Annotated in this window: 16 protein-coding genes and 1 riboswitch; of the genes, 10 read left to right on the top strand and 6 right to left on the bottom strand. The window is 72.8% G+C overall.

What is annotated here, in order from left to right; genetic code table 11:
* Positions 1-118 precede the first annotated feature (118 nt).
* The 6 genes from shc to ACFWV2_RS07695 all read left to right on the top strand — a co-directional run bounded on the left by shc (position 119) and on the right by ACFWV2_RS07695 (position 6,076).
* The gene (gene shc / locus ACFWV2_RS07720) at positions 119-2,107 is read left to right on the top strand and encodes a squalene--hopene cyclase (protein WP_384403200.1); all 1,989 of its coding nucleotides are present in this window, start codon (positions 119-121) and stop codon (positions 2,105-2,107) included.
* Positions 2,107-2,778 carry a 1-hydroxy-2-methyl-2-butenyl 4-diphosphate reductase gene (locus ACFWV2_RS07715; RefSeq protein WP_384403197.1) on the top strand — a complete coding sequence of 224 codons (672 nt, stop codon included), beginning with the start codon at positions 2,107-2,109 and terminating at the stop codon, positions 2,776-2,778. The genes shc and ACFWV2_RS07715 overlap by 1 nt, the downstream gene beginning before the upstream one ends.
* A 7-nt stretch (positions 2,779-2,785) precedes the next feature.
* The gene (gene hpnH, locus ACFWV2_RS07710) at positions 2,786-3,808 is read left to right on the top strand and encodes an adenosyl-hopene transferase HpnH (protein WP_384403194.1); all 1,023 of its coding nucleotides are present in this window, start codon (positions 2,786-2,788) and stop codon (positions 3,806-3,808) included.
* A gap of 7 nt (positions 3,809-3,815) precedes the next feature.
* On the top strand, positions 3,816-5,201 hold the full coding sequence (locus ACFWV2_RS07705; RefSeq protein ID WP_384403191.1) for an aspartate aminotransferase family protein: 1,386 nt from the start codon (positions 3,816-3,818) through the stop codon (positions 5,199-5,201).
* A 70-nt stretch (positions 5,202-5,271) separates the two neighbouring features.
* The gene (locus ACFWV2_RS07700; protein ID WP_384403188.1) at positions 5,272-5,901 is read left to right on the top strand and encodes a helix-turn-helix domain-containing protein; all 630 of its coding nucleotides are present in this window, start codon (positions 5,272-5,274) and stop codon (positions 5,899-5,901) included.
* A gap of 19 nt (positions 5,902-5,920) precedes the next feature.
* Positions 5,921-6,076 carry a DUF6126 family protein gene (locus ACFWV2_RS07695; protein ID WP_360787149.1) on the top strand — a complete coding sequence of 52 codons (156 nt, stop codon included), beginning with the start codon at positions 5,921-5,923 and terminating at the stop codon, positions 6,074-6,076.
* Positions 6,077-6,092: 16 nt separating this feature from the next.
* Here ACFWV2_RS07695 and ACFWV2_RS07690 read toward each other — a convergent pair whose 3' ends face one another.
* Positions 6,093-6,914 (bottom strand): tyrosine-protein phosphatase, encoded by an 822-nt coding sequence (locus ACFWV2_RS07690; protein ID WP_384403183.1) that lies wholly within the window; start codon positions 6,912-6,914, stop codon positions 6,093-6,095.
* Positions 6,915-7,274: 360 nt separating this feature from the next.
* Positions 7,275-7,462, top strand: a riboswitch (cyclic di-AMP (ydaO/yuaA leader).
* Between the two features lie 4 nt (positions 7,463-7,466).
* On the opposite strand from ACFWV2_RS07690, the gene ACFWV2_RS07685 reads away from it, so the two are divergent.
* Entirely contained in the window at positions 7,467-8,480 is a 1,014-nt protein-coding gene (locus tag ACFWV2_RS07685) for a LysM peptidoglycan-binding domain-containing M23 family metallopeptidase (protein WP_384403180.1), read from the top strand.
* A gap of 161 nt (positions 8,481-8,641) precedes the next feature.
* On the top strand, positions 8,642-9,436 hold the full coding sequence (locus ACFWV2_RS07680; protein WP_384403177.1) for an SGNH/GDSL hydrolase family protein: 795 nt from the start codon (positions 8,642-8,644) through the stop codon (positions 9,434-9,436).
* On the opposite strand, the gene ACFWV2_RS07675 is transcribed toward ACFWV2_RS07680, so the two are convergent.
* From ACFWV2_RS07675 to ACFWV2_RS07655, 5 genes are read right to left on the bottom strand one after another with little or no spacing between them, the layout of a single operon-like run.
* Positions 9,423-10,289 (bottom strand): STM4011 family radical SAM protein, encoded by an 867-nt coding sequence (locus ACFWV2_RS07675; protein WP_384403304.1) that lies wholly within the window; start codon positions 10,287-10,289, stop codon positions 9,423-9,425. The genes ACFWV2_RS07680 and ACFWV2_RS07675 overlap by 14 nt on opposite strands.
* A gap of 57 nt (positions 10,290-10,346) precedes the next feature.
* The gene (locus ACFWV2_RS07670; RefSeq protein WP_384403173.1) at positions 10,347-11,687 is read right to left on the bottom strand and encodes an STM4012 family radical SAM protein; all 1,341 of its coding nucleotides are present in this window, start codon (positions 11,685-11,687) and stop codon (positions 10,347-10,349) included.
* A complete protein-coding gene (locus ACFWV2_RS07665; protein ID WP_384403301.1) occupies positions 11,684-12,505 on the bottom strand; it encodes an STM4013/SEN3800 family hydrolase in 822 nt (273 codons plus the stop codon). Before ACFWV2_RS07665 ends, ACFWV2_RS07670 begins: the two co-directional genes overlap by 4 nt.
* Positions 12,506-12,534: 29 nt before the next feature.
* Complete coding sequence (locus ACFWV2_RS07660) at positions 12,535-13,740, bottom strand: STM4014 family protein (RefSeq protein WP_384403170.1); 1,206 nt, start codon at positions 13,738-13,740, stop codon at positions 12,535-12,537.
* On the bottom strand, positions 13,737-14,693 hold the full coding sequence (locus ACFWV2_RS07655; RefSeq protein ID WP_384403167.1) for an STM4015 family protein: 957 nt from the start codon (positions 14,691-14,693) through the stop codon (positions 13,737-13,739). Before ACFWV2_RS07655 ends, ACFWV2_RS07660 begins: the two co-directional genes overlap by 4 nt.
* 210 nt (positions 14,694-14,903) lie before the next feature.
* Between ACFWV2_RS07655 and ACFWV2_RS07650 the strand changes: the two genes are divergently transcribed.
* Both ACFWV2_RS07650 and ACFWV2_RS07645 read left to right on the top strand, forming a co-directional pair.
* Positions 14,904-15,230 (top strand): hypothetical protein, encoded by a 327-nt coding sequence (locus ACFWV2_RS07650; RefSeq protein WP_384403164.1) that lies wholly within the window; start codon positions 14,904-14,906, stop codon positions 15,228-15,230.
* Positions 15,231-15,283: 53 nt separating this feature from the next.
* The gene (locus ACFWV2_RS07645; RefSeq protein WP_384403161.1) at positions 15,284-16,429 is read left to right on the top strand and encodes a DUF6745 domain-containing protein; all 1,146 of its coding nucleotides are present in this window, start codon (positions 15,284-15,286) and stop codon (positions 16,427-16,429) included.
* Positions 16,430-16,441: the final 12 nt, after the last annotated feature.

The following is a 16,441-nucleotide window of genomic DNA, read 5'->3' as shown; positions in this document are numbered from 1 at the left end:
CGTTATTTTTCACCACAAACCCCGTTTTATGGGTGCGCGGGCCCCGGCGGGGGCCCTGCGCCCCGCCCCGACGGCAGACCCGTAGAGCAGATGAAACCGACTGCGTAAAGGGGAAGCCATGACAGCGACGACCGACGGAAACGCCGGGGCCGTGGGCCCCCGGACGGCCGCGGCCAGCACCACCCACCACACCGACGCCTCCGCGCCGGCCGGCCTCGACGAGGCCGCCGCCAGAGCCACGGCACGGGCCGTCGAGCACCTGCTCGCCCTGCAGGACCCCGAGGGCTGGTGGAAGGGCGACCTGGAGACCAACGTCACCATGGACGCCGAAGACCTCCTCCTGCGCCAGTTCCTGGGCATCCTCGACGCCGACACCCTCCGCGCCGCGGCCCTCCACATCCGCCGCGAACAGCGCGAGGACGGCGCCTGGGCAACCTTCTACGGCGGACCCGGCGAGGTCTCCGCCACCGTCGAGGCCTATGTGGCCCTCAGGCTCGCCGGAGACCCGCCCGAGGCCCCGCACATGGCCCGCGCCGCCGCCTGGGTCCGCGCCGGCGGCGGCATCGCCGCCGCCCGGGTCTTCACCCGGATCTGGCTCGCCCTCTTCGGCTGGTGGCGCTGGGAGGACCTGCCCGAACTCCCCCCGGAACTGCTCTTCCTGCCGAAGTGGTTCCCGCTCAACATCTACGACTTCGGCTGCTGGGCCCGGCAGACGATCGTGCCCCTCACCGTCGTCTCCGCGAAGCGCCCGGTCCGCCCCGCGCCCTTCCCCCTCGACGAGCTGCACACCGACCCGGCCCGGCCGAACCCGCCCCGCCCCCTCGCCCCCGCGACCGGCTGGGACGGGATCTTCCAGCGGCTCGACAAGGCGCTGCACGTCTACCACCGGGTGGCGCCGCGCGCCCTGCGCAGGACCGCCATGAACCTGGCCGCGCGCTGGATCGTCGAGCGCCAGGAGAACGACGGCTGCTGGGGCGGCATCCAGCCGCCCGCCGTCTACTCGGTGATCGCCCTCCACCTCCTCGGCTACGACCTCCAGCACCCCGTCATGCGCGCCGGCCTGGAGTCGCTCGACCGGTTCGCCGTGTGGCGCGAGGACGGTTCGCGGATGGTCGAGGCCTGCCAGTCGCCCGTCTGGGACACCTGCCTCGCCACCATCGCCCTCGCGGACGCGGGGCTCCCGCCGGACCACCCCGCCCTGCTGAAGGCCGTCGACTGGATGCTCGACGAGGAGGTCACCCGGACCGGGGACTGGGCGGTACGGCGGCCGGGACTGCCCCCGGGCGGCTGGGCGTTCGAGTTCCACAACGACAACTACCCCGACATCGACGACACCGCGGAGGTGGTGCTCGCCCTGCGCCGGGTCCGCCACCCCGAGCCGGCCCGGGTCGAGGCGGCCGTCGCCCGGGGCGCGCGCTGGACGTTCGGCATGCAGTCGCGCGACGGTGCCTGGGGCGCGTTCGACGCCGACAACACCAGCGCCCTGCCCAACAAGCTGCCCTTCTGCGACTTCGGCGAGGTGATCGACCCGCCCTCCGCCGACGTCACCGCCCACGTGGTGGAGATGCTGGCGTACGAGGGGCTCGCCGAGGACCCCCGTACCCGCAGGGGCGTCGAGTGGCTCCTCGCCGCACAGGAGCCGCACGGAGGCTGGTTCGGGCGCTGGGGCGTCAACCACGTGTACGGCACCGGCTCGGTGCTCCCGGCGCTCACCGCGGCCGGGCTGCCCGTCTCCCATCCCGCGATCCGCCGGGCCGTCGCCTGGCTCGGCTCCACGCAGAACGAGGACGGCGGCTGGGGCGAGGACCTGCGCTCCTACACGGAACCGGAGTGGATCGGCCGGGGCGCCTCCACCGCCTCCCAGACCGCGTGGGCGCTGATGGCCCTCCTCGCGGCGGGGGAGCGTGACTCCGAGCCCGTCCGGCGCGGCGTCGCCTGGCTCACCGCGACCCAGCGCGAGGACGGCTCCTGGGACGAGCCGTACTTCACCGGCACCGGCTTCCCCTGGGACTTCTCCATCAACTACCACCTCTACCGGCAGGTGTTCCCCCTCACGGCGCTCGGACGCTACGTGTACGGGGAGCCGGCGCCCGGCAGGGTCCGCTGATGGAGTGCGGGCCGGGCCCCGGCGCCCCGCCGCGACTCCTCGTCGCCTGCGCGCTCGGCATCGAGCAGCTCGCCCTGCGCAGCGGGGACCGCGGCGGCGCTCCCGGGGCCGTGACCGTGCTCCGTACGGGCATGGGACCCGACCGGGCCCACCGCGCGGTGTCCCGGACACTCGGCGGGGAGCGGTGGCGGGACGCGGCCGTCATCGCCTCCGGTTTCTGCGCGGGGCTCGCCCCCGGCATGCACCCGGGAGACCTGATCGTCGCCGACGAGACCCGCGGCCCCGGCGGCACCACCTCCTGCACCGGGACCGAGCTCCTGGTGGAGGCCCTCGCCAAAGCGGTGCCGGGCCGGGCCGTGCACACCGGGCCGTTGACCGGCTCCGACCACGTGGTGCGCGGCCCCGAGCGGGCCGCGCTGCGCGCCACCGGCGCGATCGCCGTCGACATGGAGTCCGCCGCGACGCTGCGTACCGCACGGGCCGCCGGAAACGCCGGGGGAGGGCCCGGCGCCCGCCCGGTTGCGGCCGTCCGGGTGGTCGTGGACGCTCCAGAACATGAACTGGTCCGGATCGGGACGGTGCGCGGGGGAATATCGGCCTTCCGTGTTCTTCGTGCCGTCCTTCCCGCATTCTTCGAATGGCACCGTTCTTTGCTGCTCCCCAGGAGGTGAGCGAGTCATGGCCATGCCACTGCGCCAGTCCATCAGGGTCGGGACCTATCTCTTCGAACAGAAGCTCCGCAAGCGTGAGAAGTTCCCGCTGATCGTTGAACTCGAACCGCTCTTCGCGTGCAACCTCAAGTGCGAGGGCTGCGGAAAGATCCAGCACCCGGCGGGCGTCCTCAAGCAGCGCATGCCGGTCGCCCAGGCGGTCGGCGCGGTCCTGGAGTCCGGCGCCCCCATGGTGTCCATCGCGGGCGGCGAGCCCCTGATGCACCCTCAGATCCACGAGATCGTCCGTCAGTTGGTGGCCAGGAGGAAGTACGTCTTCCTCTGCACCAACGCCATGCTGCTCCGGAAGAAGCTGGAGGACTTCACGCCCTCCCCGTACTTCGCCTTCGCCGTGCACATCGACGGCCTGCGCGAGCGGCACGACGAGTCCGTCGCCAAGGAAGGCGTGTTCGACGAGGCGGTGGCGGCCATCAAGGAGGCCAAGCGACGCGGATTCCGCGTCACCACCAATTCGACCTTCTTCAACACCGACACCCCGCAGACCATCATCGAGGTCCTCAATTTCCTCAACGACGACCTCCAGGTCGACGAGATGATGATCTCGCCCGCCTACGCGTACGAGAAGGCCCCCGACCAGGAGCACTTCCTCGGCGTCGAGCAGACCCGAGAACTCTTCAAGAAGGCCTTCGCCGGCGGGAACCGGCGCCGCTGGCGGCTCAACCACTCGCCGCTCTTCCTGGACTTCCTGGAAGGGAAGGCGGACTTCCCCTGCACCGCCTGGGCCATCCCGAACTACTCCCTCTTCGGCTGGCAGCGCCCCTGCTACCTGATGAGCGACGGCTACGTCCCCACGTACCGCGAACTCGTCGAGGACACCGACTGGGACAAGTACGGCCGCGGCAAGGACCCGCGCTGCGCCAACTGCATGGCGCACTGCGGCTACGAGCCCACCGCCGTCCTCGCCACCATGGGCTCCCTCAAGGAGTCCCTGCGCGCGGTCAGGGAGACCGTCTCCGGGAACAACGGGTGAGTGCCTGATGACGGGTGAGTTCGACCTGCGGGCGCTGCTCGCCGAACGCGGTGGCGAGCGGTACGAGCTGCACGCCCGCCACCTGAACCCCCAACTGCCGCGGATGCTCCACACCATCGGCTTCGACAAGGTGTACGAGCGGGCCGAGGGTGCCCACTTCTGGGACGCCGACGGCGTCGACCACCTCGACATGCTCGCCGGCTTCGGCGTGATGGGCCTCGGACGGCACCACCCCGTCGTCCGCAAGGCCCTCCACGACGTCCTGGACGCCCAGCTCGCCGACCTCACCCGCTTCGACTGCCCGCCGCTGCCCGGACTCCTGGCCGAACGGCTGCTCGGCCACAGCCCGCACCTCGACCGGGTGTTCTTCGGCAGCAGCGGCACGGAGGCCGTGGAGACCGCCCTCAAGTTCGCCCGGTACGCCACCGGGCGCCCCAGGGTCCTCTACTGTTCCCACGCCTTCCACGGCCTGACCACCGGCTCCCTCTCCGTCAACGGGGAGAAGGGCTTCCGGGACGGCTTCGCCCCGCTGCTGCCCGACACGGCGATCGAACTCGGCGACCTCGAAGCCCTGGAACGGGAGCTGCGCGGCGGCGACGTGGCCGCCTTCGTCGTGGAGCCGATCCAGGGCAAGGGCGTCCACGAGGCCCCGCCCGGCTTCCTGCGCGCCGCCCAGGACCTGCTGCACGAGCACGGTGCCCTGCTGATCGCGGACGAGGTGCAGACCGGCCTCGGCAGGACCGGCGACTTCTACGCGTACCAGCACGAGGAGGGGGTCGAGCCCGACCTGGTCTGCGTCGCCAAGGCGCTCTCCGGCGGCTACGTGCCGGTCGGCGCGACCCTCGGCAAGGACTGGATCTTCAAGAGGGTCTACTCGTCGATGGACCGGGTCCTCGTCCACTCGGCGAGCTTCGGATCGAACGCGCAGGCCATGGCGGCCGGGCTCGCGGTCCTGTCGGTCATGGAGGACGAGGGGACGGTCGCCCACGCCCGCCGCATCGGCGACCTGCTGTCCGGCCGCCTGCGGGAGCTCGTACCCCGGTACGAACTGCTGCACGAGGTCCGCGGGCGCGGGCTGATGATCGGGATCGAGTTCGGCAGGCCGTCCTCGCTGGGGCTGCGCGGCCGCTGGACGATGCTGCAGGCGGCCCGCAAGGGCCTCTTCGCGCAGATGGTCGTCGTCCCGCTCCTCCAGCGGCACAGGATCCTCACCCAGGTCTCCGGGGACCATCTGGAGGTGATCAAGCTGATCCCGCCGCTGATCATCGACGAGGCGGACGTGGACCGGTTCGTCACCGCCTTCACGGCGGTCATGGACGACGCCCACGGCGGCGGCGGGCTGATGTGGGACTTCGGGAGGACCCTGGTGAAGCAGGCCGTCGCACAACGCTGACCCCGGGCCGGGTCTTTGTCTCTGAGGCAAGAAACTTGCCTCAGAGGCACGATGCTGGCGGAATGGACGCATGGACCACGTCCCCGGGGACCCCTCCCCGGACCCCGCCACACCCGGCTCCCTGCCGGACGTCGCCCCGCAGCTGCGTGCCCTGCGCCGCCGCCGGGGACTCACCCTGGAGGCCGCCGCCCAGCGGGCCGGCCTCTCCCCGGCCCACCTCTCGCGCCTGGAGACGGGGAACCGGCAGCCCTCGCTGCCGATGCTGCTCGCCCTCGCCCGGATCTACGGTACGACGGTCTCCGAGCTCCTCGGCGAGACGCCGCCCGAGCGCGACCCCGTCGTCCGGGCGGCCCGCTCCGAACCCGTCGAGGCCGACGGCTGGGTCTACCGCCAGGCGGGCGGCGCCGGGCGCGCCCTGCAGTGCCTGCGGGTCCACGTGCCGCACGCCACCCGGGCCGACATCGTGCGCGTCCACCCGGGGGAGGAGTGGATCCACGTCCTGGAGGGCCGGGTGCGGCTCGCGCTCGGTGACGTCGTGCACGTCCTCGACCCCGGGGACGGTGCGCACTTCGACTCGCTCACCCCGCACCGGATCGGCGCCGCCACTCCCGGCGGGGCGGAGCTGCTGTTCGTCCACACCCTGCTGCGGAGTCCCGTGGCCGAGCTGTGTCTCGGCGACGGGACGCCGCACCGACGCTGATACTTCCGAAAGGGCTGACATGTCCGAGAAGTCACGACCGGTCACCGGTGAAGAGCGCGGGGAGGGCAAGTTCCCCAAGGGGCTGGTCCTCCGGCTCTTCGCCTATCTGATCGCCGGCCACCTCTTCGCCGGTTTCCTCTACCTGCTCTTCGTGCTGGGTGGCCAGAACCAGTAGGCGGGGGGGGGGGGGGTCACGCCTCGGTGAGCAGGCGCTCCCGCAGCAGCTCGCGGGTCTCCGGGGCCAGCTTCAGGCCCTCGGCGAGATAGGCGTCCACGGAGCCCCAGGTCGTCTCGATCGTCTCGAAGGCTCCGCGCAGATACTCCACCCGCGCGTCGAAGAGCGGGCTCAGCAGCTCCATCACCTCGGGCGACATGGCGTCCGGGGCGGTGGAGCTGCGGCGCACCTTGTAGCGGCGGTGCGGTTCGTTCGACTTCACGTAGTCGGCCTCGATCGCCGCCCGCTCGACCCCGACGGCGAGCAGCGTGATCGCGATGGAGAGCCCGGCGCGGTCCTTGCCGGCCGCGCAGTGCATCAGGGCGGGGAGGCTGTCCTCCGCCAGGGCGTGCAGGATCCGGCTGTGCTCGGCGGTCCGCTCGACCACCATCCTCCGGTACGAGTCGGACATGGTGGCGGCCGCCTTGCCGTCGCCGAGGATCTCCCGCAGCTGCGGGATGTCGCCGCCGCGGACCAGCTTCCAGAACTCCTTGCCGTCCGCCGGATCGTTGAGGGGTATGTTCACGTTCCGCACGCCGGGCAGTTCGACGTCCGGGCCCTCCACCTTCCGGTCGGCCAGGTTCCGGAAGTCGAAGACGGTGTGCAGGCCCAGCGAGTCGAGGAAGGCGGCGTCCGCCGCGGTCGCGTGGGCGAGGTGGCCGCTGCGGAAGAGGCGCCCGGGGCGGACGGCTCGCCCGTCGGTCGTCGGCAGGCCGCCCACGTCCCGGAAGTTGCGGACCTCGGTCAGCGCGGGTTCGGTCATGTCGAGGGGCGGGACCTGCGGCAGCTGCTGCGTCACGGATGCTCCTGGTGGTCGGCGGTCGGGTGCCCGAAGCGAGATCGGTTCCAGGGGCAATCATCCAGGCGGGACGGTGCCGGGTCACCCCCCTGCACGGGAATGAGTGATCTGTCCGAATTGAGGCCTTGCGTATAACGCGCCCCGTTTACGGGGGAGATGAGCTTCGGTGCGTGAGCAGGGTCATAAAGGTGACGGATCGTGGCCGACGGCCGGAACCAATTGCCCTGCGTGAAAGGGGGATCGAAGGACCGTCATCCACGGAGGGTGACCGGAATTCCGGGGCAGGGACAGGGCGGGGAAAGCCGGTGGAAAACGGTGGCTTGTTCGCGCCGACCCCGCTCGTCTAGCGTCACCGTCAATCCGGTCGGACCGCCGAATCCTGCCACCGTCCGGAATTCCCACTCACCCATGTGTGGCAGGAGCGGGGGACCCAGGAAGTACGCCGGTCCCGCGACGCAGGACGGCTTGGGGTGAAGCCGCGTGAGAGCGCGGCCGGGCATCTCCAGTCCGAACCCGACAGCTCACCTCGTAGGCGCCGGAGAGGAATTCGCCATGCCCGCGAAGGGTAAGCACCGCCGCATCAAGACCAACCGCCTGACCCGCGGAATCGCCGCCGCCGGTACGGGAGGCGCCGTCGTCGCGCTCCCGCTCCTCGGCGCCACCGGGGCCCACGCCGCCGAGCAGTCCGCCCCGGCCGCCGCCGGCCAGGCCGTCACCGCTGCCGCCCAGGCGAAGGCCCCCGCCTCCGCCAAGGCCGCACCCGCCGCCAAGGCCGCACCGAAGACGTACTCCGTCGTGCGGGGCGACTACCTGTCGAAGATCGCCGCCGACCACCGCCTCGTGGGCGGCTGGCAGAAGCTGTACGCGGACAACCGCCAGGTCGTCGGCGAGGACCCCTCGCTCATCCTGCCCGGCATGAAGCTCACGCTCGGGGCCAAGAGCACCGCCAAGGCCGCCGCCCCGAAGAGCACCGCGCCCAAGGCCGCCCCCGCGCGGTCCACGGAGCCGGCCGCCACGTCCTCCTCGAAGAACGGCGACACCCCGCGCGCCTCCCGCGGCGACGACCGCGCCGAGGCCCCGGCCTCCGTCACCCGTTCCTCGGACTCCGGCTCCTCCTCGTCCTCCGAGCGGTCCACGGGCTCCGGCGCCTCGACCTCCGGGTCCGGCTGGGTCTCCCCGGTCAGCGGCGGCATCTCCACCCCGTACCGCGCCTCCGGCTCCATGTGGTCCTCCGGCTACCACACCGGTGTCGACTTCATCGCCTCCTCCGGCACCACCGTTCGCGCCGTCGGCGCCGGCACGGTCGTCTCGGCCGGCTGGAGCGGCGCCTACGGCAACGAGGTCGTCATCCAGCACGCCGACGGCAGCTACTCCCAGTACGCCCACCTCTCCTCCCTCTCCGTCTCGTCCGGCCAGTCCGTCAGCGGCGGCCAGCAGATCGGCCTCTCCGGCTCCACCGGCAACTCCACCGGCCCGCACCTGCACTTCGAGATCCGCACCTCGCCGAGCTACGGCTCCGACATCGACCCGCTGGGCTACCTGCGCCAGCACGGCGTCTCCATCTGACGCACCGGCACCCGCGTGGCCCGGCACTCCCGTGCCGGGCCACCGGCGCGTTCCCCGTCTATTCCGGCTTGGCAAACTCTTTATCGGTGGCATATGTCACCCGGCGTCAACCCCTCCTTACGGTCGCGTAGGTCACATCCCAGAGGGAAGGATGTGCTCCCGTGGCAGACGATTCGAGATCAAGAGACAAGAACGTATTCGGGTCGTACGCGGCGATCGGTGACAGCTTCACCGAGGGCGTCGGAGACCCCGGCCCGGACGGGACGTACGTCGGCTGGGCGGACCGCCTCGCGGTCCTGCTCGCCGACCGGCTGCCGGAGGGCGACGCCTTCCGCTACGCCAACCTGGCCGTACGCGGGCGCCTCCTCGACCAGATCGTGGCGGAACAGGTCCCGCGGGCGAAGGAACTCGCCCCCGACCTGGTGACCTTCTGTGCCGGCGGCAACGACATCATCCGCCCCGGCACGGACCCCGACGACGTGGCCGAGCGCTTCGAGCGCGCTGTCGCCGAACTGACCTCCGCCGTCGGCACCGTCATGGTGACCACCGGCTTCGACACCCGTGACGTGCCCGTGCTCAGGCACCTGCGGGGCAAGATCGCCACCTACACCGCCCACGTCCGGGCCATCGCGGACCGCTACGACTGCCCGGTCCTCGACCTGTGGTCCCTCCGGTCCGTGCAGGACCGGCGCGCCTGGGACAGCGACCGGCTGCACCTCTCGGCCGAGGGGCACACCCGGGTCGCCCTCCGCGCCGCCCAGGTCCTCGGCCTGCCGGTGCCCGCGGACCCCGACCAGGTCTGGCCGCCCGTACCCCCGCGCGGCACGCTGGAGGTGCGCCGCGACGACATCTACTGGGCCAAGGAGTACCTCGTGCCGTGGATCGGGCGCCGGCTGCGCGGCGAGAGCTCAGGCGACCACGTCGCGGCCAAGCGACCGGACCTCATGCCCCTCTGAGCGGCGACGGACCGCCGGCCGGGATCCGCTCCAGGACCCCGCCGGCGAACACGTCGTACAGCGGCAGTGTCTCCAGGTGCACATAGCCGATGTGACAGTCGCAGACGGCGAGGGGGCAGGCCCGGGGACGCAGCGCGGCACGGTACGAACCGTCGTACAGGTTCCCCAGCTCGGCCTTGACGAAGTGGCAGCGCCGCACCGTCCCCTCGCCGTCCACCGAGATCACCGACTCCCCGGTCCGGCACGGCAGCCCCGCCGAGCGGTGGGGATGCCGGCTGTACGGGAACAGCGGATCGATCGCCGTCCACGCCCCCGCCTCCGCGTCGGTGTACGTGTGCCCCTCCGCCGCGTTCACCCAGAGGTAGACGTGCGGCGGCAGCGCGGCACGCAGCCGGCTCGCGTGCTCCGCGTGCTCCGGCAGGCCGACCACGCCGACACTGAACCGGACGCCCCGCTCCGCCAGTTCTCCGCACCTGGCGAGGAACCGCTCGAACGGCGTCTGCCCGGGGTGGTACGTGCACCAGAGCGCCACGCGCTCCGGATCGGCCTCCGCCAGCCAGTCCGTCCGGCAGCTCAGATTGGTCTGGATCGCCACCCGCTCGACCTGCGGCAGCCGCGACAGGTCGACCAGCGCCCGCCGGTACCAGGAGCGCACCAGACCCTCGCCCCACGGCGTGAAGAGGATCCGCAGCCGGTCGCCGGTCTGCCCGGCTGCCCACCCGGTGAACCGTTCGAGCGCGGCCCGGTCCGCCCGCAACTGCTCACGGCTGTCCCGCCGCTTGGCGAAGGGGCAGTACGGGCAGTCGAAGTCGCAGGACGAGAGCGGCCCGCGGTAGAGCAACGTCAGGTCCATGCCCGGGTCAGGGGCCTGATCCCGGCCCGAGCCGAGGGTGAGGTCCATGCCGGCCCCCTACTTCGGCTCGTACGCGGCCATCGCGGCCCGCACGTCGGGGGAGAACAGCTCCGGGCCGAGCCCGTCCGAGTACGCGAGCCCGTCCGGTGACAGGCGGAGGAGTCCCGCCGGGGCGTCCCCGTCCAGCCAACCGAGCCGCTCGAACCGGCCCAGCTCCTCGGCGAAGTCGGCGAACGGCGAGGACCCGAACCGCTCCTCGTACCCCGCGACCGGCATGCCCTCGGCCTGGAGCAGTGACTGGAGAAGGTGGCGGCGGCGGGCCTCCCCGGCGTCGACCCAGCGGCCCACCTCGACGCGGGAGAAGTCCGGGGTCTCCGTGTAGGCGTCGATGATCGAGCGGATCTCCCGCATGTCGACGGCGTAGTCGAAGGAGTAGTGGAGGGCCGACGTGTACGACCGGGCCCCGCAGCCCAGGCCGATCATCCCGTCCGTCTGACAGGGGTGGTCGTCGGGGCCGAGCGGTGCGGCGTCCGCCCGCCGGAACATCCGCATGGACACCTGCTCGTAGCCGTGCGCGAGGAGATGGTCCCGGCCGTACCGGTACAGACGCAACCGCCGCTCGTCCCACTCCCGGTCGGCCCGCAACCGGTCGGCGGGGGAGATCCGGCCGAGGCCGGTGAGGGGCCGGACGTACAGGGGGTAGAGGTACAGCTCCTCGGGGCGCCAGACCAGGGCCGCGTCGAGCGAGGACCGCCAGGACTCCTCGGTCTGGCCGTCGATCCCGTAGATCAGGTCGATGTTGAGCACGGGCACGCCCGTGTCCCGGATGCGGCCGAGCGCGGCCTCGACGTCCGCGCGCCGCTGTGGCCGGACGGCCGCCCGCGCCTCGGCGTCCACGAAACTCTGCACCCCGATGCTCAGCCGGGTCGCGCCCCGCTCGGCGAGGACCGCGAGCCGGTCGGCGGTCGCCGTCGCGGGCGAGGTCTCCACGGAGAGCGGGACCGCCCGGAGGTCGACCCCCATCCGCTTCTCCGCGATGTCGCAGAGCCGCTCCAGTTCGGCGGCGGTGAGGAAGGTGGGCGTGCCCCCGCCGAACGCGGCCGTCGCGAACCGCACCGGCGCCCCGTCCCCGAGAGCCTCCCGCACGGCGGTGGCCTGGCGGTCGAGGGCGTCGAGATAGCGGCCGGTCAGCTCGTCGGGGGCGCCGATCCGGGTGAAGAGGTTGCAGAAGCCGCAGCGGACCTCGCAGAACGGTATGTGCGCGTAGAGGGAGAGCGCGTCCTTCGGCTCCCCGGCCCAGAGCGCGGTCAGCTCCGGGCGCTCGGGAAGCGCGCGGTACGCCGTCTTGTGCGGGTACGCGTAGACGTAGCTGCGGTACGGGCGGATGGCGTCGCTCATGCCACGTCCTCCCGCTCCGGGCCCGCGAGGACGAACTGCGCGTACGGGACGGTCCACACGACCTCGTGACCGAGCCGGTGCCCGGTGTGGCCGTCCTCCCCGTACGCGGTGCCGTGGTCGGAGCAGACGATCGCGAAGCAGGGGCGCCGGCTGCTCATCGCGGCGAAGAGCCGTCCGATGTGCCGGTCCACGTACTCCAGGGCCGCCGCGTGGGTGGCCCGGGAGTCACCCGCCTCGGGGGTCGCCCCCGGCAGATGGAACCAGTTGGGCTGGTGCAGCGCGGACACGTTGACGAAGAGGAAGAGCCGACGCCCGTGGGGGAGCGCGGCCACGACCTCCTCCGCGCGTGCCACCTGGGACTCGAAGGAGGTGGGGGAGGCGACGCCGAAGTCGGGCTCCCAGTGGCTCTCCTGGAACAGGCCGGGCAACACGGCGCCGAGCGGCGGCTGTTTGTTGAAGAAGCCGACGCCGCCGACGCAGACCGTGCGGTAGCCCTCGCCGGCGAGGGCGGACACCAGGTCGGGGGTCTCGTGGACGAAGGTGCCGTCGGCGGTCGACTCACTGCCCGCGAACCTCGCCGCGAACAGACGCGGGTGCGGCCCGGGGGCGGCCGGGGTCGGCAGGAAACCCGCGAAGATCGCCTGGTGGGAGGCGTAGGTGAAGCTGCCGGGGGCGTGCCGCCGCTCCCAGGCGCCGCCGGGCAGATGACGGGCCAGGTTCGGGATGCGGCCCGCGGCCGCGAGCTCCACCGCCACGTCGTACCGCAGGGTGTCGAGGGTGACGAGGAGCAGATCGTGGCTGCCGACGATCGCGTTCATGTCGGGCCGCTGGTTCGCGGGCTGCTGGTTCACGGACTGCTCGTTCCTGTGGTGCGGGGGGCGGGACGGACCTGCGGGGTTCGCAGGGCCTGCTGCGACGGTGTCGAGGCCTCGGGGGACTTCAGGGCCTCAGCGGCCTCCGGGAACTGCGCGGCGACCTGCGCCGCGTACGTGTCGAGGCCCTCGGCGCCGCTGCCGGGCAGGCCCGTGAGACCCGGCAGCAGATCACCGAAGGCGTTGACCTCGGCCACGGCGAAGCGGCGCCAGCCCGTGGCCGGCAGCAGATCGACGCCGACGCACCGGGTGCCGGGAAACACGGCGGCGGCCCGCTCGCACACGGCGAGCGCGTCCGACCACCGCCCGCCGGCCGAGGCGATCGCGGCGCGGGCCGCGGCCAGGTCGCCTCGGGTCCCGCCCAGATGCAGATTGGTCATCGGGGAGCGGCTGGTGCGGAGCACGGCGTGGGTGGCCCTGCCGTCGACGACCACCACCCGCAGATCGGCGGCCCGGCCGTCCTGGGAGGCCTTGGGCAGCCAGCGCTCGACGTGCAGACCGTCGGGCGCGAGGGTGTCCACGAGGGCGGCGACCTCGCGTTCGTTCGTGTACCGCCGTACCCGCAGGGAGTTGTGGAGGCGCCCGCCGGGGCCACGCTCCACCGAGGTGATGGCCTGGACCCGGCCCGCGCCGCCGGTCTGGACGGCGAACACCCCCGACGCGGACGACCCGTGCGCGAGCTTCACGAAGAACCGCCGCATCCCGGCCTCGGCGGTCAGCGAACGGATGTGCTCCCAGCCGCGCACCACGGGGGCGGACGGCCCGGAGGTCGGAGAGGCGGGCACCGGCACTCCTGCCGCGTGCAGCAGGCCGTGGCTCAGCCGCTTGTCGAACAGGACCGCGAGTTCGGCGGGGTCGTCGACGAGCGTGGCGCACGCCCCGGTGACGGACCCGGCGAGACCCGCCACGGCGTCGACGAACCGCTCGTACCAGCGGCCGGAGCCCTCGACCCGGGAGGGATCGTCCACGTCGCGCAGCACCCGGTCGGCCTCGGGGTCCTCACCGGGCGAGTCCAGGCGTACGGTCTCGCCCGCCGCGAACCGCGCACCGCCGCGGAGCACCTCGGGCCAGGACACCACCCGCGCCTCGGGCAGCCCGGCGGTCCGCAGCGCGTCCTGGAAGAACGCGACGCGGCGGCCCGCCGGACCGCCGACGACCACGAGACGCGGGGCGGCGGTCATTCGGCGACCGCGACGTACCGGTAGACCTCGCCGTTGTACTCGTCGGGCTCTTCGGCGTCGTCGAGGACGACGGTCACGCCGTGCGGGACGAGCGCGGCGAGCACCCGCTCGCGCACGGCGTCCGACAGGTAGTGGTGGGAGAGGTCGAGGTGGGCGAGATGGGTCAGCGGCTGTCCGTCGAGCAGCGCCGCCGCGCCCTCGTCGGTGAGCACGCCCATGGACAGGTCGAGGCGCTCGATCCGGGCGACCACGGGGGCGCTCGCCACGGCGGCGGCGACGGCGTCCTGGATCACGCTGTTGCACAGGCCGAGACTGCGCAGGGCCGGGAACGCCGAGCCGGAGAGCAGCGGACCCAGGTCCTCCGGGGTGCTGTCGCCGCCGTACTCGTCGGTGCCGAGCCAGAGTTCCAGGTTCGCCAGGGCGGGCAGGTCGCTCCCGGCGATCCCGCGCACGACCTCGGCGCCCAGACCGCCCGTCTCCACGACGAGGGTCTCCAGGTTCTCGTGCCGGACGGACGGGAACACCAGGCCGGTGCCGCCGCGGACGCCGAACTCCCGCAGCCCCGGGTAGGCGGCGAGCAGCGGCGTCACATCGGACTGGACGATCCACGAGATCTCGCAGTCCTCGGAGAGCATGTCTCCGAGGAACACGGCCTCCAGGGCGGTCAGCCGGTCAGCGGCCCCGATCAGCGCCGTCACGATGTCGGCCGACGAGTTCTCGTACGCCTCGTCCCAACCTCCGACGACCAGCGCGCGCACCCGTCCCGTGTCGACCGTCTTCAGGAACCGCTCGAAGAGCGGGCCCCACTGCTCGTCCCCGGGGTCGCAGTAGGTCGGCGAGGAGATCCGCCAGGCGACGGCGGCGGCGTCGGGCAGCTCGACCGGCGCGTCCGCCGCCGGGAAGTCGAACACGGGCAGGTCGTGGAATTCCCGCATGTGGTGGTGAACGGTCATGACTGCGCTCCCGTACGGCGAACTGGCGTGGATCGGCTGATGTCTGAGTTCTACCAAGCGGCACCGACAACACCGTTCGCCGGGTCGGCCCCGGACACCGCGAAGGGGTCGCCGGCCGCGCCGCCCCCCGTCCGGGGCCCGATTGTCAGACCCGACCTCTAGCGTCGTTCCCGTGTTCGGCCGACCGCGCCGGACGGGGAGGGCAGAGCCATGTACCGGCAGGGAGACGTACTGATCGCACCCGTCGACGAGACGGCCGTTCCGCAGCGGGCGAGGACGGCGCCGGGGGAGCCGCGGGACGCCCGAGGGCGCCTGGTCCTCGCCCTCGGCGAGGTCACCGGGCACGCCCACGCGATCCCCGGGCCCGGCCGGCTCGTGCGGGAGCCCGGGCCCTTCGGCCCGTTCCTGCTCGAACTCCCCGAAGGCGGCCGGGTGGTGCACGAGGAACACGCCCCGATACCCCTTCCCAAGGGCTGGTACCGGGTGGTGCGCCAGCGGGAGTACGTGCCCGGCGCGTACCGGATCGTCGCGGACTGACCGAGAGAGACCTGGGGACAGCAATGAACCACGCCCACGTGAATTACGCCGTCATGGACCGCACCACCGCACTGGACACATGGCGATCCGTCGCCGCCGCCACCGGGCCCGCCGACCGCGCCGCCGCGGAGGACGGCGTCCGCCTCGCCTACCGCACGGCGGGTCTCGCCGAACCCGCGCGCGTGCTCTGGGCCGACTCGCCTCTCGCGGCCGTCACCCTCGTACGGAGCCTGACGGAACAGGGCCGTTCGGTACGGGACGCGGTGCGCACCCGGCCATGGGCCCAGGAGCGCCGCCGCCTTCACGACGAGCTCGGCCCCGCCGGCTGGGCGGCCCACTGGCGGGCGACCGGCGCCCCCCTGTGGGACCTCACCCGGAACCTCGCGGAGCGGATACGGACCGGGGTGACGGACGCGGCCACGGCTGCGGCGGCCGGGGCCGGAGACGCGGGCGGCAAGGCGGACGACGGGCTCGTGGGCTCGGTGGACGACGGTCTCGTCGGCACGGCGGGCGACGGTCTCGTGGCCCCGGTGGACGACGGCCTCCTCGGCTCGGCGGGTGCCGAGCGGGAGGCGACCGCCGTGCGGCTCGTGCTGCTCGACGCCGTGCTCGGTCAGCACGACGCCGCCTGGCTCGCCGCCTTCGAAGGGCAGGGCGAGCGCCTCGCGGGCCTCGCCGCCGTGGCTCGACACGCGGGCTGGTGGTGGCCCTACGAGAACGTCGCCGTGGTCTGCGAGCGCCCGGTCGAACTCCACCGGGACGAGGCGGGGCGGCTCGACCGGGGCGACGGCCCGGCGCTCGCGTTCGCCGACGGGTTCGCCCTGCACGCCTGGCGGGGCATGCCCGTGCCCGCCACGTTCCTCGCCGGTCTCGCCGGACTCACCCCCGAGCGGATACGGAAGGAGGAGAACGCCGAACTGCGGCGCGTGATGCTGGAGCACTACGGCTACGAGCGCTACCTCGCCGCCTCCGGAGCCCGGCACGAGCACCGCGACGAGACGGGGGTCCTCTGGCGGATCGAGCTGGCCGACGACGAGGACGTCGCGATGGTCGAGGTCGTCAACTCCACGCCCGAGCCGGACGGCACCCACCGCACGTACTGGCTCCGGGTGCCGCCCACGACCAGGACCGCGCGGGAGGGCGTCGCCTGGACCTTCGGGCTGCGTCCCGACGCGTACGAACCGCTCGTCCAGACCTGAGCGCGCCCGCGA

Source organism: Streptomyces sp. NPDC058671, assembly GCF_042716475.1.
In the GTDB taxonomy this organism is placed as follows: domain Bacteria; phylum Actinomycetota; class Actinomycetes; order Streptomycetales; family Streptomycetaceae; genus Streptomyces.
Note: the sequence above shows the minus strand (reverse complement) of the source record. Positions and strands in the feature narration are given on the sequence as shown.

What these genes read in the sequence shown, in the direction of transcription:
- ACFWV2_RS07660 (WP_384403170.1), bottom strand. Translation starts at nt 13,740, where the DNA reads ATGACCGCCGCCCCGCGTCTCGTGGTCGTCGGCGGTCCGGCGGGCCGC.
- ACFWV2_RS07665 (WP_384403301.1), bottom strand. Translation starts at nt 12,505, where the DNA reads ATGAACGCGATCGTCGGCAGCCACGATCTGCTCCTCGTCACCCTCGAC.
- hpnH (WP_384403194.1), top strand. Translation starts at nt 2,786, where the DNA reads ATGGCCATGCCACTGCGCCAGTCCATCAGGGTCGGGACCTATCTCTTC.
- ACFWV2_RS07700 (WP_384403188.1), top strand. Translation starts at nt 5,272, where the DNA reads ATGGACCACGTCCCCGGGGACCCCTCCCCGGACCCCGCCACACCCGGC.
- shc (WP_384403200.1), top strand. Translation starts at nt 119, where the DNA reads ATGACAGCGACGACCGACGGAAACGCCGGGGCCGTGGGCCCCCGGACG.
- ACFWV2_RS07670 (WP_384403173.1), bottom strand. Translation starts at nt 11,687, where the DNA reads ATGAGCGACGCCATCCGCCCGTACCGCAGCTACGTCTACGCGTACCCG.
- ACFWV2_RS07655 (WP_384403167.1), bottom strand. Translation starts at nt 14,693, where the DNA reads ATGACCGTTCACCACCACATGCGGGAATTCCACGACCTGCCCGTGTTC.
- ACFWV2_RS07685 (WP_384403180.1), top strand. Translation starts at nt 7,467, where the DNA reads ATGCCCGCGAAGGGTAAGCACCGCCGCATCAAGACCAACCGCCTGACC.
- ACFWV2_RS07650 (WP_384403164.1), top strand. Translation starts at nt 14,904, where the DNA reads ATGTACCGGCAGGGAGACGTACTGATCGCACCCGTCGACGAGACGGCC.
- ACFWV2_RS07645 (WP_384403161.1), top strand. Translation starts at nt 15,284, where the DNA reads ATGGACCGCACCACCGCACTGGACACATGGCGATCCGTCGCCGCCGCC.
- ACFWV2_RS07705 (WP_384403191.1), top strand. Translation starts at nt 3,816, where the DNA reads ATGACGGGTGAGTTCGACCTGCGGGCGCTGCTCGCCGAACGCGGTGGC.
- ACFWV2_RS07715 (WP_384403197.1), top strand. Translation starts at nt 2,107, where the DNA reads ATGGAGTGCGGGCCGGGCCCCGGCGCCCCGCCGCGACTCCTCGTCGCC.
- ACFWV2_RS07675 (WP_384403304.1), bottom strand. Translation starts at nt 10,289, where the DNA reads ATGGACCTGACGTTGCTCTACCGCGGGCCGCTCTCGTCCTGCGACTTC.
- ACFWV2_RS07695 (WP_360787149.1), top strand. Translation starts at nt 5,921, where the DNA reads ATGTCCGAGAAGTCACGACCGGTCACCGGTGAAGAGCGCGGGGAGGGC.